Below are 16,184 nucleotides of genomic sequence, written 5' to 3' on the forward strand. Positions count from 1 at the left end.
CAGCAACGGGAGCAGACGGGAAAGAACCTTAAAATTTCAGGCCAAGGGCCCACCCCTGGCCCCTCCCAAAGGGAGGAGAAGGCCACCCACGCTCCCTCCCGGAGGGTGGGAGATTCGGAACCGGTCATTCATCCCGATGCCAACTACCAACGGGAGGCCGAAGTAGTATCCGGCACCGCATTCCGGGCGCCCGCACCAATTGCTGCGCCTGGGCACAAAGAATGCGCGTTGACACGGAAATTGCAATCAACAGGAAGGTCTAACAAAAGGAAGATATCGTGCTTCCGGGAAAGAAGTGCCGGGTGATTTCGACTAGCCCACCGCGTTACCGGCACGCCTAACGCATCCCGACACCCACCACCACATTTGAAGTCGTCTTCAAATCGCAATCTCCGCGCTTTGCCGTTAGGCGTGAAGCGTGCACCGCAAGCCGAAGCTTCAGCGAAGGCGTGCCGTGAAGGATCCGACAGGAGCGGCTTTCTGCTCACGCCTTGCGCCTGACGCTTCACGAATGTTCAGGAACTCCTGTTTTAGAGAACACCTCTAGTCCATTCCCGATTCAGGCTTCATCCGTCGTTGTTTCCTGCTGCTCGCCGCCGGAGCTTTGCTCCTCATGCTCCTGTTTCAGGGGCAACAGGATCACGAAGGTGCTGCCCTCGTTCTCGCGGCTGTGTGCCGTGATGAGCCCGTTGTGGCGGTCGATGATCTTCTTGGTGATGGCCAGGCCGATGCCGGTGCCCTCGTACTTCTCGCGGGAATGCAGGCGCTGGAAGATCGTGAAGATCTTGTTGGCGTATTGCTCGTCGAAGCCGATGCCGTTGTCTGCAAGGGTGAGGCGGCAGTACCTGCCCGACGGATCGGCGGGCGCCTCCAGGTCGAAGGCGGCCACGGATTCGCTGCGCACTTTGATATACGGTGTCCGGCCAGGCACGGTGAACTTGAGGGAGTTGCTGATAATGTTCTGCAACACCTGCCGGAGCTGCCCCGGCACCGCGTCGATCTGGGGCAACGGCCCCACGTCCACGGTAGCGCCCTTTTCGGAGATCGCCAGCTCCAGGTCCGAAAGCACCTCGGAGATGATGGCATTGAGGTCCACGACTTCGAAGAAGTGATTCACCGAGAGGCGGGAGAAAGCGAGCAGGTCGTTGATCAGCTTCGTCATTCGGGCCGACGAGTTGATGATACGCGTGATGTAGTCGACGGCACCCTCTGACGCCTCGTTGAGATAACGGTCGCGGAGGATATTGGAGAAGATATGGATCTTGCGGAGGGGCTCTTTCAGGTCGTGGGAGGCTACGGAGGCAAACTGCAGGAGCTCGGCGTTGGAGCCTTCCAGCTCGGCGTTGGTGCGCTGCAGCTCCTCGGTGCGCTCCCGCACCTTTTGCTCCAGCACGTCGTTCATCAGCTTGCCCTCATGAATGTCGGTGCAGGTGCCGAACCATTTGGCGACGGCGCCGTTCTCGTCGCGCATCGGCAGGGCGCGGCCCAGGAACCAGCGGTACTCACCGTTGCGGTCGCGGAAGCGGTACTCCACCTCGTAGGTTTCGCCGGTGGCCAGCGAGTGCTGCCACAGCCGGCGGGCGCGCTCCTGGTCGTCGGGATGCACCACCTGCGCCCAGCCTTCCTCGCCCTGGAGCACCTCGTAGGTGAGCCCGGTATAATCAAACCATTGCTTGTTGAAGAAGTCGTGGAAGCCGTCGGCGCTGGCCGCCCACACCATCTGGGGCATGAAGTCGGTCACGAAGCGGAACTCCTCGTAGAGGCGCTGCATCTTTTCGTTCTTTTCCTGCAGCTGCATTTCGGCACGCTCCGTTGAGGTCACGTCCACGAGGGCGCCCACCATCCGGTAGGGAACGCTGAACTCGTCTACGATCACGGCGCCCTTGCCCTGGATGATGGCCTCGGTACCGTCCACCCGCTGCATCCGGAAGCGCGAGGCCCATTGCGCCGAGGAGTTGATGGCCCGGTACAGCTCGGTCTCCACGCGCTTGCGGTCGGCAGGCAGCACAAGCTCCAGCCAGGCGGCCGGGGTCGTAAGCCCGGTCTCCCCCGCTTCCGTGCCATAGTGCCGGAAGAAGGACTCGCTCCACCAGATCTCGTTCTGCACGAGGCTCCAGTCCCACATGATGTCGTTGGTATTGGCAGCGATCAGGCGGAAGCGCTCTTCGGAGGCGGAAAGCTCGGAGGTGCGGCGGGCTACCTTTTCCTCGAGGCTCGCATTGAGCGCCTTGAGGCTTTCCTTGGCCCGCATCAGCTCGTGGTAGTTGCGGCGCAGCTTTTCCTCGGCAAGGCGTTTTTCCGTGATGTCGGTCAGCGTTACTACAAGTCCGTCCATCATGCCGGTGCCGACCACCTCGTACCAGAGGTCGTGGCCGGAGCGAACGAGCACGGTCTCCGTATGCAGGCTCTTCTCCTGCTCCACCGTGTCGGCGAATTGGGTAAAGAGGCCCTGCTGCAGCACCTCGGGGAAGTGCGCGCGGATGGAGCCGTTCACGTACTCGTAGTTACGTAGCCCGAGCATGGTGTCGGCCGCGTGGTTGGCCGCCGTGATCATAAAGTCGATGATCTGCCCGTCGAGGTCACGCACGGCGCGGAGGGCCATCACGGCGCTGAGCGAGGCGTTGAATACCCCTTTGATGATGTGGTGCAGCTCGCGGGTACCGGTGATGTCGAAGAAGGTGATCACGACACCGTCGGTGAGGCGGTCCTGACGGATATAGGGCAGGATGCGCATCAGCACCACCCGCCCGGCGGTCGTGGTTACTTCCTTCTCCACCGATCCGCCCCGCTCCATCACGCGGCGGAGATCGTCGGGGAGACTTTCGTCGCGGATATTCGTGGAGATGTGCTCGATCGGTCGGCCGATATCGGAGTCGATCAGGTTGATGAGTTGGATCGCGGCCGGGTTGAACTTGCGGATCCGCATCTCGCGGTCCACGAACACCTGGCCGATCTCGGTGCTCCGGAAATAGTTGTTGAGGTCGTCGTTGAGCTCGATGAGCTCCTTGATGCGGAGCTGGTGCTCGGTATTGAGTGTATGGAGCTCTTCGTTGAGCGATTGCAGCTCCTCGTTCGAAGACTGCAGCTCCTCGTTTGCGGAGAGCAGCTCCTCGTTGGACGATTGCAGCTCCTCGTTGGTGGTTTCGAGGCTTTCCACGGCCATCTGCAGGCTGAGGCGCGTTTCCTTTAGCTCTTCCTCGAGCTCGGCCACGTAGGCGGCGCTTTCGGCACTGCCCTGCGGGGGGGGCTCATGCGCTATCGGGCGGCCCGCCTGCGGTTCGGTGCCTTCGCCGAATACGATCAGGATGTAGCCGGCAGGCGAGGTCGCCGGTTTCACCATCAGCTGGATGGGGCGCTCCTCCGGGTTCTCGCGCGAGCGTACTTGGAGGCTTACCTTCTGCCCTTCCTTGGTAACCCTGCGCAGTGCCGAATTCAGCGCGATCGCCATATCAGGGCCCACCATCTTGAGCACGTTGAGGTTGAGGATCTTTTGCGGGAGCGACAGGTAGCGTCGGAAATCGCCGATGCCTTCCTTGATGTCGTAATTGCGGTCTACATATACCGCCGCGAACCGGAACTCGTCGGTGAGCAGGTTGCGGAAATCGTCGGCCAGCACGCGTGCCGTGGTATTCTCCTTCGGCGCCGGCAGGGCCCTGCTCGTATTCATGGAGCTCCGGGTATCGTAGAATTGCTGGTAGTGCTTCTCGTTGCCGATCTTCCGGTAGATCTTCCATTTGCTGTTGACCTCGGAGAGCGTCGTGCTGATCGAGGCCGGGATCTCGCTTGGCCCCAGGAACAGGAAGCCGCCGTTGTTGAGGGCGTATTGTAGTGTCGAGAAGACCTTGCGCTGCAAAATGCCGTTCATATAGATCAGCATGTTGCGGCAGGTCACGATGTCGTTCTTGATGAAGGGCGGATCCTTGAGGATGTTATGCCGGGCAAAGACGATCATCTTCCGGATGCCGGGCTCCACCACGTAGTTGGCGCCCTGCTTCTGGAAATGCCGGTCGAGGATCTCGGGCTCGATATCGGCCACGAGCGCCGCGGGATAGGTGCCCCGCGAAGCCTGCTCCACGGCATCGAGGTCGATGTCGGTGGCGAAGATCTTGACGTCCAGCTCCATCTTGTGGCGGCGCAGGTGCTCGCAGATGAGGATGGCGATCGAATAGGCTTCCTGCCCGGTGCTGCAGGCGGCCACCCACACTTTCAGGGTGTCGTTCTCCCCCTTCTTGCGGATCACTTCAGGGAGCACCTCCGTGGCGAAGATGTCGAAGGCCGCGCGGTCGCGGAAGAACTTGGTGACGCCGATCAGGAATTCCTTGCCGAGCGAGCGGCACTCGTCGGGGTTGCCCCGCAGCAGCTCCAGGTAATCGCTGAACTTCTTTTTGCCCAGGTGGTTCATGCGGCGCAGGATGCGGCGGATGATGGTGGGCGACTTGTAGTTGTTGAAGTCGTATTTGCAATGGCGCTCCACGAGCCGCATCACTTCGGGCAGCGAGCTCTCGTCGGGACGGTCGTCGCGCGGGCGCTGGCTCGGCTTTTCGCGGGCGTAATTGATGATCTCCTCGGGCATCTGCTCCGGGCTCAGCACGAAGTCGGCATAGCCGGCGGCGATGGCGCTGTTGGGCATGCCGTCGAACTTGGCGCTCGAGGGCTCCTGCACGATGATCATGCCGCCATGCTGCTGCACGGCCTCGATGCCGCGGGTGCCGTCGGTGCCGGTGCCCGAAAGGATGATGGCGATCGCACGGGCGCCCTGGTCTTCGGCGAGGGAGCGGAGGAAGATGTCGATCGCGGTGTTGATGGAGTTGTCGAAATGCTTCTCGCTCAATTGCAGCCGACCGTGGTGCATCTTCAGCACCTTGTCGTTCGGGATGACGTAGACGCTGTTGGGCTGGAGCTTCATGTCGTGGCCGGCCTCGAGCACGTTCATCTGCGTGTGCTTCGAAACGAGCTCCACGAGCAGGCTCTTGTAGTCGGGCGAGAGGTGCTGGATGATCACGAAGGAGCAATTGGAATCGCTCGGCATGTGGTCGAAGAAGTCATGGATCGCCTCGAGCCCGCCGGCAGAAGCGCCGATGGCCACAACGAAGTGTTCCTGGGTGTGCATTTGCGTGAGGGCGGGTTCGCGTTCCATGGTTAAGGAGCCTCTAAATTAACGAAACTCTAATACTAATTGCTCTCCTTTCGCAAGAGGTATTCCAGCAGGAGCTGGCGGAGGCCTTCGCCGAGCTCCAGGTGCACCTCCTCCCACTCCGGCGCGGTTTCGCGCACCGTTTGTTGCCAGAGCTGAAAAGAGTTGCGCGGATGGTAGCGTTTCCCGTCCGCCTCAAATTGTACAGCTTGTGTGGGATCGCCGCCCCAATTCACCTTTTGCACCGCCTCGCGGCGGAAAGCGAGCAGGAAGGAGCCGCGCTCAGGGAGCAGCGGCAGCGCCAGCAGGCCGCTCGCGTCGGCGGCAAAGTGGTGTCCCGCCTCATATACCGAGGAAAGTGCGTTTTGCGCGTAGAGGCGGCGCTCGCCGTTGCTTTGCAGCCAATACACCAGGTCGTTGACGTCGCCGGGCGCGGGCGTCGCCCCCCAGCGGTGTACGGAGCGCCCGTGCACGAGGGCCACTCCATCGGCGTGGAGCAGGCGCAGCAGCGCGGTCGACTCCCGGTCGAGGCCTGCGGAAAGATCGCCGGCACTATAGATCGACTCGGCCACCTGTTGCAGCAGCTGGTGCCCTTCGGCCTTCCGGCTGCCGTAGGCGTTGTTCTCCACGGCATTGATCTTGGCGGTGATGACCCCCGAGAGCATTTCGAACACCGAGCAGGCCTCGTAGCCCAGGTAGCGCGGCTCGCGGTGGTGGCAGGCGATGAGCCCCCAGAGCTCGCCGTTCTTGAGGATGCGTGTGGACATGGAGGCGCGAACGCCCATGTTGCGCAGGTATTCGAGGTGCACGCCCGCCACGCTCCGCAGGTTGGAGTTGGCAAGGTCGGTGAAGGAGTGCGTCCTGGGGTTCAGGATCGGGTGCAGCTTGATCGGCGTGTAGTCGGCATTGGGAATGAGGCGGTAGGGGTTCTTGCGGTATAGCTCGCGGGCCTGCCGGGGGATGTCGGAGGCCGGGAAGAAGAGTCCCAGGTAGGCATCCATTTCCGGCTCCTTCTCCTCGGCGATCACCTCGCCGTTCCAGTGCTTGTCGAATCGGTACACCATCACCTTGTCGAAGCCGGAGTAGGCCTTGAGCTCACGGGCGATGAGGTGACAGGCCTCTTCGGTGCCCGCGGAGCCCTCGATGCCGGCCATAACGTAGCGGAGTCGCTCATATACCTCCACAAAGGAGCTGGTACTTTTGCTGAGCGGTTCCACTTCAGCGATGAAGGAATCAGTACCCGGTTCCACCACGAAGAGGAACTCGGTGCCCGCCACATTGAGCTGCACGGGAAACTTACCGCTGACGCCGCCCGCAAGCACCGCGCGGAGCCGGTCAGCGCCGCCCGGCGACAGGTGCGTGTCCAGCGGGGTGCCGGCGAGCGCGGCTGCCCCGATCCCGAAAAAGTCGTGCACATTCTCACTGCACTGCAACACCTGCAGGCTTTCGTTCTCCACCACGAGCAGCACGCCGTGCGGCTGTACCAGGTTGGTCTGGTTCAGCGGCACGCGCCCGCAGAATTCGGAGTCGAGGCTCATGCGGTTCTTCACCGCGGCTGATTTTGTTGTATCCACGCATCAAAGGTTTCAAAGGTTCGGTTGGCGGCGTCCACGGCAGGGGCCGGATCGTTCTGGGTGCCCCAGTTGCTGAGGGCAGCCTGGAAGCGCAGCCACATGGGCCCGGTGTCGGGGCCGTAGCCGCGGAAAAAAGTGAGCGCGCTTTCCGGGAGGTCGGGAAGCGCGGTGGAGATCATCCTGACGATAAAGCGGCCTCCGAGGGTGGAGCCTTCGAGCACATACAGCGCGCCGAAGGCGGCGGCGGGGCTTTCCAGCGGTGGCGGCGCGCAGAGCGGTATGTGTTCGGCCGGCTGCCCGATGGCCTGGAGATCGCCCAGGAGCAGGGCGGCCTTGCGGCGTCCGGCGAGGTCGGGAAGCAGGTTTCCGGGAAGCACCGATTCGATCGCGGTTTCGAGCGGGGCATAGAACCCGTAAAAGGTCCGGAGCAATTGCGCATAGGCATCCACGGAAGAAAGGCGGGCAAGCTGGGGCTCGAGGCGCGCTTCGAGTGCGCGGTGCCGTTGGTCGGTCTCCTGCTTCAACAAGCCGGCGACCGGTGGGTAGGGTTGAGGGTGAACCATTATTTAAAAGTAGGCAACCGGGGCCATTCGGCGGCTCTGCCGTAGGTTTATTTTCACTTTACGCCAACACCTATCTTTGCCCGCGTCATACCCATTTACCATGTCCCATACTACGATTGCTTCCCTGAAAGACCTTGTAACCCTTACCCAGAGCCACCTCGAAAAGATCAAAGAAGGAGGCGGCAAGAAGGCCATCGCCAAACAGAAGGAAAAGAACAAGCTGACCGCGCGCGAGCGCATCGACTACCTGCTCGATAAAGACCGGCCCTTTACCGAGATCGGCGCCTTCGCCGGCTTCGGCATGTACGCCGCCGAGGGCGGCTGCCCGGCGGGCGGTACCGTGGCGGGCATCGGCTATATTTCCGGACGGCAATGCATGGTGGTGGCCAACGACCAGACCGTGAAAGCCGGCGCCTGGTTCCCGATCACCGGCAAGAAGAACCTGCGCCTCCAGGAGATCGCCCTGCAGAACCACCTGCCCATCATCTACCTCGTGGATTCCGCCGGCGTGTACCTGCCGATGCAGGACGAGATCTTCCCCGACAAGGAGCACTTCGGCCGCATCTTCTACAACAACGCGCGCATGAGCGCGGCCGGCATCGTGCAGATCGCCGCCGTGATGGGTGCCTGCGTGGCCGGCGGCGCCTACCTGCCCATCATGAGCGACGAAACGCTGATGGTGGAGGGCGCGGGCTCCATCTACCTCGCTGGCCCCTACCTCGTGAAGGCGGCCATCGGCGAGGACGTCGACAATGAGACCCTCGGCGGCGCCGTGACGCACACCGAGATCTCGGGCATTGCCGATTACAAGTTCAAGACCGAGCACGAGTGCCTCGACCAGGTTAAGCGCATCGTGGAAAAGATCGGCGCCCCGCAGACCGCCGGCTTCGACCGCGCCGAGCCGCGGCCGCCGGCACTCCCGGCCGAAGACCTGTATACACTGACCGCACCCGACAACAGCCGCGCCTATGATATGGTGGAACTGATCAAGCGGCTTGTAGACGGGTCGGAGTTCGATGAGTTCAAGAAAGACTATGGCAAGACGATCGTGTGCGGCTACGGACGCATCGACGGGTGGGCCGTGGGCATCGTGGCCAACCAGCGCAAGATCGTGAAGAGCAAGAAAGGCGAGATGCAGCTCGGCGGCGTTATCTATAACGACTCCGCCGACAAGGCCGCGCGCTTCATCCTCAACTGCAACCAGAAAAGGATCCCGCTTGTATTTCTACAGGATGTGACCGGATTCATGGTGGGCAGCCGCAGCGAGCATTCCGGGATCATCAAGGACGGCGCCAAGCTCGTGAACGCGGTAGCCAACTCCGTGGTGCCGAAGTTTACGGTGGTGGTGGGCAACTCGTATGGCGCGGGCAACTACGCCATGTGCGGCAAGGCCTACGACCCGCGCTTCATCTTTGCGTGGCCGTCGGCGCGCATTGCGGTGATGGGTGGCGACCAGGCGGCCAAGACGCTGCTGCAGATCCAGGTGGCCGCGCTCAAAGCGAAGGGCGAAACGATCACCCCGGAAGCCGAGGCCGAGCACCTGCAAAAGATCAGGAGCCGCTACGAGGAGCAGACCTCTCCGTATTACGCGGCGGCGCGCCTGTGGGTGGATGCCATCATCGACCCCGCTGAAACGCGCCGGGTGCTGGCCGAGTCGATCGCGGCGAGCAACGGAGCACCGATTACGGAGGCGTTCCGGACCGGTGTATTCCAGGTGTGAGAAATCCTCTGCGGACTGCATCCTTTTTTTTCCTTATTTTCACGGCCGAACCTACTAACCGTTTATTATGAGAAGATCCAGCCTCTGGAAGATGGGCCTTTTTGCGTGTGCAGGCGCCTTCCTGACCGCTTCCTGCAGGAACGATGCAGACCTCGCTGTTCCGCCTGCAGTGCCCGGCACTGCTTTGTCCGAAGAGTTTGATACCGTATCCAGCGCCTTTGCGCGGGGATGGACCATCTACAATGGCACCGTGCCCCGGGGCTCCGGCATCTGGCAGCAGGGCGGCGACCTGACACCCTGGTTCTCCGCTTTCTCCAACGGCGGCAGCAACGCCGGCTTCATCGGTGTCAATACGTACTCCACCTCCGCCGACGTGGCCGATATCTCCAACTGGCTCATCTCCCCGGTTGTGACGCTGCGCAATGGCGATACCCTCTCGTTCTATACCCGCGGCCTCCTGTTCCGCGCATCGGCTACCGACTCTTCCGATTACGGCAATACCCTGGAAGTGCGCCTCAGCACCGAAGGCGATGCCACCAGCACGGGCAACGGCCTCGCGACCGGCGTCTTTACCAAGCAGCTGCTGACGATCAACGAGCCCTCCCGGCGCGCCGACGGCTCGCTGTATTACAAGCCGAACCAAATCGCGCACTCCAATCCCACGCTCTTCAACCCCGGCGCCTATCCCACCAACTGGACGCGCTTCGAGGTAACCGTCAACGGCATCGCGGCACCCACGCAGGGACGCATCGCCTTCCGTTACTTCGTGCCCGGCGGCGGCCTCGGCGCCACGGCACCGGGCTCGGGCATTGCGATCGACAAAGTGGAATACAAGCCCGCTACCCGTTAATTCACCACCAAACTACGATCATGAGAAAGAATCATATCATCGGCATCACGGCCTTCGCTGCCCTTGCCTCGCTGGCCCTGTCCTGCGTGAAGGATCACGTAGCCGAAACCACCACCCCCCTCCCGCAGGGCACCGTTCCCGGCTCCTTCGTGGAAGAATTCGACTCGGTGAGCGCGCTTCCCGCCAAAGGCTGGGTGTTCCGCAACAACAGCTTCCCCGTAGGCGCGGGCGGCTGGCGCCAGGGCCGCTATGAGCCCTCTACCGGCGCCCAGTACAAGTTCGGCGGCCCCGTGCCCTTCTACGGGTTCCCGGCCTACTCCGCACGCCTGACGCCCAACGATTTCATCTCGGCCGACATCACCACCGTGGGTGGCACCGGCTCCATCTCCACCTGGCTTATCTCCCCCGCCCTGCCGATGCGCAACGGCGACCAGATCGTATTCTTCACCCGCGCCGTGGACGATAGCAACTACCCGATCTTCACGAAGGACCGCATGCAGGTATGGGCCAACTTCACCGACGGCACGGCCAACGTAGGCGCCGACACGGCCTCCACGGGTTCGTTCAACCGGATGCTCCTCGACATCAACCCGACGTATGTCAACAACGACCCGGGCGGCTACCCGCGCGACTGGAGAAAGTACACCATCACGCTGAACAACATCCCCGGCGGCGTGGTCACCAATGGCCGCTTTGCCTTCCGCTACCGCGGCTGGACCGCTGGCCTCCAGGGCCCTAACTACCCCTCGGTGGTGGGCATCGACTCGCTCGCATTCATCAACCGCTGATCCCGGTTTCAACTCTTGAAAAAGGCCGTCCACCGCGACGGCCTTTTTTTATGCGCCGGCCGTGCTACCTTAGCAGCCGCTTTATGAGAACACTGCTCCTCCTGCTCCCCCTGTTCGTGCTCGCAGCCTGCTCCGGCAGTCCAACGCCTGTCGTCAAAGGCGTAGCGCATACAGCACCGGCAGCGCCGGCGCCGGATCTCGTCCAGGTACGGCTCGACAGCCTCAAGGCGGCGGCCCAACCCGGCGACCTCGTGTTGCGCCTCGGCGACGACATGCTGAGTCATTCGATCCGCTACCTTTCCGCCACGGACCCCTCCTACTCGCATGCCGGCGTGGTGGTGGAGCAGGGCGGCGCCCACTGGGTGGCCCACATCGCCCCCGACGAAGTGGGCCGCGATACGATCCGGCACGAGCCGCTCGACTCCTTTCTGAACCCGAAGAAGAACCTCTCCGCCGGTCTGTACCGCTATGGCCTGAGCGAACCCCAGCGGCTCCGCTTCCTGGAGCAGATCGATCAATACGCACGTCGTGGCGTCCATTTCGACCGTACCTACGACCTCCGCACCGAGGACCGGCTCTATTGCTCCGAACTCGTGGCCCGCTCGCTGGCCGCTGCCTCCGGGGGCGCCCTGCGCATCCGGGAGGACTTTGTGCCGGAAGGAATGCGGCCGCTGATGTATGCCTATTTTGCCAACGAGCCGATCAAAAAAGAGGAGTTCGCCACGCGCCGGTATATCTCGCTCGACCAGCTGTACCTGCATCCCTCCTGCCGGCCGGTGCTTCTCATCTCCTTTCGTAACCCCTGAAGTTTTTTTTCAATGATCACAATGTATACCGATGGCGCTGCCCGCGGCAACCCCGGCCCCGGCGGCTACGGGGTGATCCTGATGGCCGGCGCCCACCAGAAGGAGCTCGCCCAGGGCTACCGCCGCACCACCAACAACCGCATGGAGCTCCTCGCCGTCATCAAGGGCCTGGAGGCCCTCAAGAAGCCCGGACAGAACGTGACCGTTTATTCCGACTCGCAGTACGTGGTGAAGGCTGTGGAGGAAGGCTGGCTGCGCAACTGGCTCCGTACCGGTTTCAAAGGCAAGAAGAACGCCGACCTCTGGATGCGCTACCACGAACTGGCGCAGCAGCACGCCGTGCGCTTCGTGTGGGTAAAGGGCCATGCCTCGAACCCCTACAACAACCGCTGCGACGAGCTCGCCACCGGCGCTGCCGACGGAAAGGGACTCTTAGTGGATGATGGGTATGAGCAAATGGGGTAATGGGGTAATGGGGTAATGGGGTAATGTGCTAATTAGTTAATGTGCTGATAGGAGGTTGCGTTACTTCTGGAGATCTGTCCGGTTTCCGTACTTCAACATTCGACATTCCATGTTCCTTGTTCGATATACAACACAAAAGCCGCCCGGTGGGCGGCTTTTGCTATTCGGTTGGAAGAGGAATCAGTTAGCGGGGGAGAGCTGCTGCTGGCGGCGCGTCATGAGCTGCCAGGCGCCGAAGAAGAGGGCCGAGAAGAACACCGTGGCCATCAGGCTGCCGGTGAAGAAGGGCCAGCCGTCTACGTAACACTGCAGGAGCCCGCTGAAGGTCTTGGGGCGCTGGTAGCCACCGCCGCCGATCCAAACCTGGAAGTTGCTGAGCAGGAAGTAGAACACCGGCGCTGCCACCGAAGCGGCCAGCACGGAGCCGACGCGGATGTTCTTGATGAAAAAGCCGAACACCGTCATAGCGAGGAAAAGGGCGTAGTTGGTAGCCTGGCCACCGTAGAAACCCGGGGTGCTGGAGAGTCCGTTCACATACAGCACCTGGTACAGGGCGTCGGAGAGCAGCATCGACAGCAGGGGCATCAGGAAAGCGAACTTCTTGTCGCGGATGATGGCGCCACTGAACAGGGCCATGGCGATCTGCGGAGCGAAGCCCCAGGGACGGCCATCAAACACCCGGTACAGCGAGCAGGCCAGCACCAGCAGGCCAAAAGAGAGGATCAGGGAGGTATTGCGTTTCATTCAAGGACTCAATTAGGCGACAAAAATAGGGAACACGGGGGCTACGACGCTCACAATTTATACACCAGGTACGCGGGCGGTGAAAAACTGCAACTCCTCGGTGGCTGAAAGCTGCAAGGCCGCGCCGGGCGCAGCGTAGAGCGCGGTGGCCGGCTCCAGCGCCCAGGTGTCGGTGCCATCGGTGGCGCTGCCGCCGCCCTCGGTCACCACCAGGATCGAAGCTGTAGGGAACGACGCCGCCCGCACCGTGCCGGCCTGCAGGCGGCAGGCCTCGATGGCGAATTCGGGTACAGGCGCCGGGTAGGTGGCGCAGGGCGGCTCCGCCGGGCGCAGGATATTGGGCTGCGTGGCTTCGAAGCGCACGAGGCGCAGTAGCTCGGGCACGTCCATGTGCTTGTCGGTAAGCCCGGCGCGGAGCACGTTGTCGGAGTTGGCCATCAGCTCCACGTTCTGCCCTTCGAGGTAGGCATGCGGGAGGCCGGCATCCTGGAAGATACCCTCGCCCGGCGAAAGCCGCAGCAGGTTGAAAAAATAGATCGAGAACAGGCCGCGGTCGATGCTGCCGTTGCCGGGAAAGGTCTCCAGCGCGCGGGCGGCCCAGAAATCCGGCGACGCCTTGTCGAGGGCTCCCCTCCGGTATAGCGGCCCGATCCGCTCCGCCAGCGGACGGAGCCTGCGGTCCACTTCGCCCTGGTCCAGGTGCATCACGTGCTCGTACAGACCTTGGTACAAGCCGCGCTCAAACAAGGGCAGCAACGACGCCAGTTCCGGCACGGAACGAAGGGTGGCGCGGAGCTCGGCTTCGGGCTTGAAACCATGCAGCAGCCAGAACTCCGAGAGCGCGATCATGATCTCGGGCTTATGGTTGTCGTCGCGGTAGTTCCGGTGGGGCGCCTTCAGCGGAATGCCGGCAGCGTTCTCACGGGCAAAGCCTGCCGCGGCTTCCTGCTTGTTCGGGTGTACCTGTATCGATAGCATCTGCCGTACGTCGAGGAGCTTGAGCAGGAAGGGCAGGTGGCCGAAGCGCGCGTGCGTGCCGGCCCCGAGCAGTACGTCGGGATTTTCGGAGAGCACCGCGTCAAGGCAGCGCCCGCCGTCGGCGAGCGTCGAGGGGCAGTTCGGATGGGCGCCGAGCCAGTATTCGGCAAAGGGCTTACCCTCCGGGTTGGGGTCCGCGAGCAGCCGGGGCAGAAACCCGAATCCCCCCCAGGTGTAGTGTTGCACCACGCCTTTGATGGGAAAAACACGTTGCTGGAATTGTTGGGTGCTCATAATTTGGTGGGCAAAGATACTTATGGCGGCACATAACGACACGGGGCGGGCGGGCGAGGCCCTCGCGCTCGACTTCTTCCGGCAACGGGGCTACACGTTGCTGCATACGAACTGGCGCTTCGGGCACCTCGAGGTCGACCTCATCGCGGAGCGGGCCGGGATGCTCCACTTCATCGAAGTGAAATACCGGACGGAGAGCCAATACGGTCCCCCCGAGGGCGCCGTGAACCGAAAGAAGTTCAACAACCTGAAACGGGCCGCCGCCGCCTACCTCGAACAGCACCCGCAGTACCGCGACCTGCGCTTCGACATCCTGGCCATCGCGCAGGGTCTTCGTGGGGAGCCGGAGTTTTTTCTCATCGAGGACGTCTTCTTATGAGGAGCCGCTTCGCGGCGGTTTATTGGTTTATTGGTCTATTGGTTTATTGGTAAGGGGTCGCTTATAGGCCATCTTTCTTCTCAAAACCGACCGTCGGTGGGCGGTGGTTTATTGGTCTATTTGTTTATTTGTTTATTGGTAACGGGTCGTTTCAGGCGCTCCTTTTCCGAAAGGCTCGGTACCGCAGGCGCATCGAATCCGGATGCGTCCCTGGTTAGTGTATTCGTTCGTTAAGCCGAAAGGTTCGTGCGACAGCCCGAATCTGAAATCAAAAATCTGAAATCTGAAATCAACAAAGCTTCTCCATCAGCTTCTCTACGAAGGTGAAGGTGGCGGGACAGTATTGCACGTTCTGCTTGTGGATATGCATGAAGTTCTTTGCAGGCTTTTTGACGAGGTGCGGGAAGCCGGCACAATCGGCCGGGCGGATGGGGTAGATCGAGCACATATTGGTGCGCAGGTCAAGGAACTGGCAGGGCGTGGAGCGGTTCATCCATTCGCCCTTGCGGTCTTTGTAAAGCCATTTCTCCTTGAAGGCTTCCACCGTCATGCCCAGGTGGGCCGTGATCCGCTTCAGGTCGCGCGGGGTATAAGTGGGCGTCATCGCGCGGCAACAGTTCGAACAGGCAAGGCAGTCCACCTGCGCCCAGGTTTCGCGGTCGGCCTCCGCGGCGAGCAGGTCGAGCCCGCGCGGCGGGTTGTTCTCCAGCTTCGTCAGGAAGCGACGCAGGCGCGGGCGGTGTACCAATACCTTCTCATTGAACTTTCTGCGGTAATGCGACATGCGCCGAAGATAAAAGGAAAAAGGTTTAGGGGTTTAGAAGGTTTAGGAGGTTAAGTATTGAAGCAGGGTTATGAGCAACATTCCGGCCTAACAGCGTGGCCAGCCAACATTCTAAACCCCTAAACCTTCTAAACCTTTGTTCCGTACTCGAAATTCGAAATTCTATCTTCGCCCCGTGTGGGTACCCTATAAAAAAGGCTTCAAGGCCTATCTGCAGCTGGAGAAATCATTGTCCGCCAACTCGGTGGCCGCCTACCTGCACGACCTGGAAAAGCTCACCGCCTTTCTCGAGCTGAACGGCATCGCCAAGGCGCCTGCGGAGCTGGCCCTCCCCGACCTGCAGGCCTTCGTGAAATGGGTGGCCGAGCTCGGCGCCACGCAAAGCACGCAGGCGCGCGTCATTTCCGGCATCCGGGCCTTTTACCGGTATTGCCTGCTCGAAGACATCAGTCGCACCGACCCCACTACCCTGCTCGAAGCGCCGAAGCTGCGCCGCCACCTCCCCGACGTGCTTACCCTCGAAGAGATCAACGAGCTGCTCGCCCACATCGACCACAGCAAGCCCGAAGGCGTCCGCAACCGGGCGCTCCTCGAAACCATGTACAGCTGCGGGCTTCGCGTGAGCGAGGTGGTGAACCTCCGGCTCTCCCACCTCTACCCCGAAGTGGGCTTCGTACGCGTGGTGGGCAAGGGCAACAAAGAGCGCCTCGTGCCGATCGGGGGCGAGGCCCTGAAGCATATCGGGTTTTATAAAAGCGCCATGCGCGCGCACCTGGCCATTCAGAAAGGTGAAGAAGACATACTTTTTCTCAACCGCCGCGGCAGGCGCCTCACCCGCGTCATGATCTTTCTGCTGATCAAGGAGCTCGTACAAAAGGCCGGCATCCGGAAGACCGTATCGCCCCACACGTTCCGCCACTCCTTCGCTACGCACCTCGTGGAAGCCGGCGCCGACCTCCGGGCCGTGCAGGAAATGCTGGGCCACGAAAGCATCACCACCACCGAGATCTATACCCACCTCGACCGCGAGTTCCTGCGGAGAACACTTCAGGAATTTCACCCGGCGTTCCGGGGAAAGTAAAAAGTCAAAAGGCAAAATTCAAAA

General features: G+C 61.7%; 13 protein-coding genes. 7 read left to right on the forward strand and 6 right to left on the reverse strand.

The features are described 5' to 3' along the window. Nucleotides 1-559: 559 nt before the first annotated feature. Genes ABD937_RS12805 through ABD937_RS12815 form a run of 3 tightly spaced genes read right to left on the reverse strand, consistent with a single transcriptional unit; the run spans nt 560 to nt 7,271 of the window. Nucleotides 560-5,137, reverse strand: a complete 4,578-nt coding sequence (locus tag ABD937_RS12805; protein WP_345256139.1) for a chemotaxis protein CheB — start codon at nt 5,135-5,137, stop codon at nt 560-562. A 35-nt stretch (nt 5,138-5,172) separates the two neighbouring features. Continuing rightward, nucleotides 5,173-6,708: a GAF domain-containing protein gene (locus tag ABD937_RS12810; protein WP_345256140.1), complete on the reverse strand. Its 1,536-nt coding sequence runs from the start codon at nt 6,706-6,708 to the stop codon at nt 5,173-5,175. Next, on the reverse strand, nt 6,681-7,271 hold the full coding sequence (locus ABD937_RS12815) for a biliverdin-producing heme oxygenase (protein WP_345256141.1): 591 nt from the start codon (nt 7,269-7,271) through the stop codon (nt 6,681-6,683). The genes ABD937_RS12810 and ABD937_RS12815 overlap by 28 nt, the downstream gene beginning before the upstream one ends. A gap of 100 nt (nt 7,272-7,371) precedes the next feature. Between ABD937_RS12815 and ABD937_RS12820 the strand changes: the two genes are divergently transcribed. The 5 genes from ABD937_RS12820 (at nt 7,372) to rnhA (ending at nt 11,900) form a co-directional block, all read left to right on the forward strand. Continuing rightward, the gene (locus tag ABD937_RS12820) at nt 7,372-8,991 is read left to right on the forward strand and encodes an acyl-CoA carboxylase subunit beta (RefSeq protein ID WP_345256142.1); all 1,620 of its coding nucleotides are present in this window, start codon (nt 7,372-7,374) and stop codon (nt 8,989-8,991) included. Nucleotides 8,992-9,058: 67 nt separating this feature from the next. After that, nucleotides 9,059-9,841, forward strand: coding sequence for a choice-of-anchor J domain-containing protein (locus tag ABD937_RS12825; protein ID WP_345256143.1), 783 nt, complete (start codon nt 9,059-9,061; stop codon nt 9,839-9,841). 20 nt (nt 9,842-9,861) lie between these two features. Beyond that, entirely contained in the window at nt 9,862-10,629 is a 768-nt protein-coding gene (locus ABD937_RS12830) for a choice-of-anchor J domain-containing protein (protein ID WP_345256144.1), read from the forward strand. 83 nt (nt 10,630-10,712) lie between these two features. Next, complete coding sequence (locus ABD937_RS12835) at nt 10,713-11,435, forward strand: YiiX/YebB-like N1pC/P60 family cysteine hydrolase (protein WP_345256145.1); 723 nt, start codon at nt 10,713-10,715, stop codon at nt 11,433-11,435. Nucleotides 11,436-11,447: 12 nt separating this feature from the next. Beyond that, complete coding sequence (gene rnhA, locus ABD937_RS12840; protein ID WP_345256146.1) at nt 11,448-11,900, forward strand: ribonuclease HI; 453 nt, start codon at nt 11,448-11,450, stop codon at nt 11,898-11,900. 180 nt (nt 11,901-12,080) lie between these two features. On the opposite strand, the gene ABD937_RS12845 is transcribed toward rnhA, so the two are convergent. Then, entirely contained in the window at nt 12,081-12,644 is a 564-nt protein-coding gene (locus ABD937_RS12845; RefSeq protein WP_345256147.1) for a DUF6580 family putative transport protein, read from the reverse strand. 57 nt (nt 12,645-12,701) lie between these two features. Then, nucleotides 12,702-13,916 (reverse strand): mannose-6-phosphate isomerase, class I, encoded by a 1,215-nt coding sequence (gene manA / locus ABD937_RS12850; RefSeq protein ID WP_345256148.1) that lies wholly within the window; start codon nt 13,914-13,916, stop codon nt 12,702-12,704. Between the two features lie 22 nt (nt 13,917-13,938). Here manA and ABD937_RS12855 point away from each other — a divergent pair, with 22 nt between their 5' ends. Then, entirely contained in the window at nt 13,939-14,295 is a 357-nt protein-coding gene (locus ABD937_RS12855; RefSeq protein WP_345256149.1) for a YraN family protein, read from the forward strand. A 289-nt stretch (nt 14,296-14,584) separates the two neighbouring features. Here ABD937_RS12855 and ABD937_RS12860 read toward each other — a convergent pair whose 3' ends face one another. Continuing rightward, nucleotides 14,585-15,079 (reverse strand): YkgJ family cysteine cluster protein, encoded by a 495-nt coding sequence (locus ABD937_RS12860; RefSeq protein ID WP_345256150.1) that lies wholly within the window; start codon nt 15,077-15,079, stop codon nt 14,585-14,587. Between the two features lie 175 nt (nt 15,080-15,254). Between ABD937_RS12860 and xerD the strand changes: the two genes are divergently transcribed. Further along, entirely contained in the window at nt 15,255-16,160 is a 906-nt protein-coding gene (gene xerD / locus ABD937_RS12865; protein WP_345256151.1) for a site-specific tyrosine recombinase XerD, read from the forward strand. The last annotated feature ends 24 nt before the right edge of the window (nt 16,161-16,184 follow it).

The organism is Flaviaestuariibacter amylovorans (assembly GCF_039541815.1).
GTDB lineage: Bacteria > Bacteroidota > Bacteroidia > Chitinophagales > Chitinophagaceae > Flavisolibacter > Flavisolibacter amylovorans.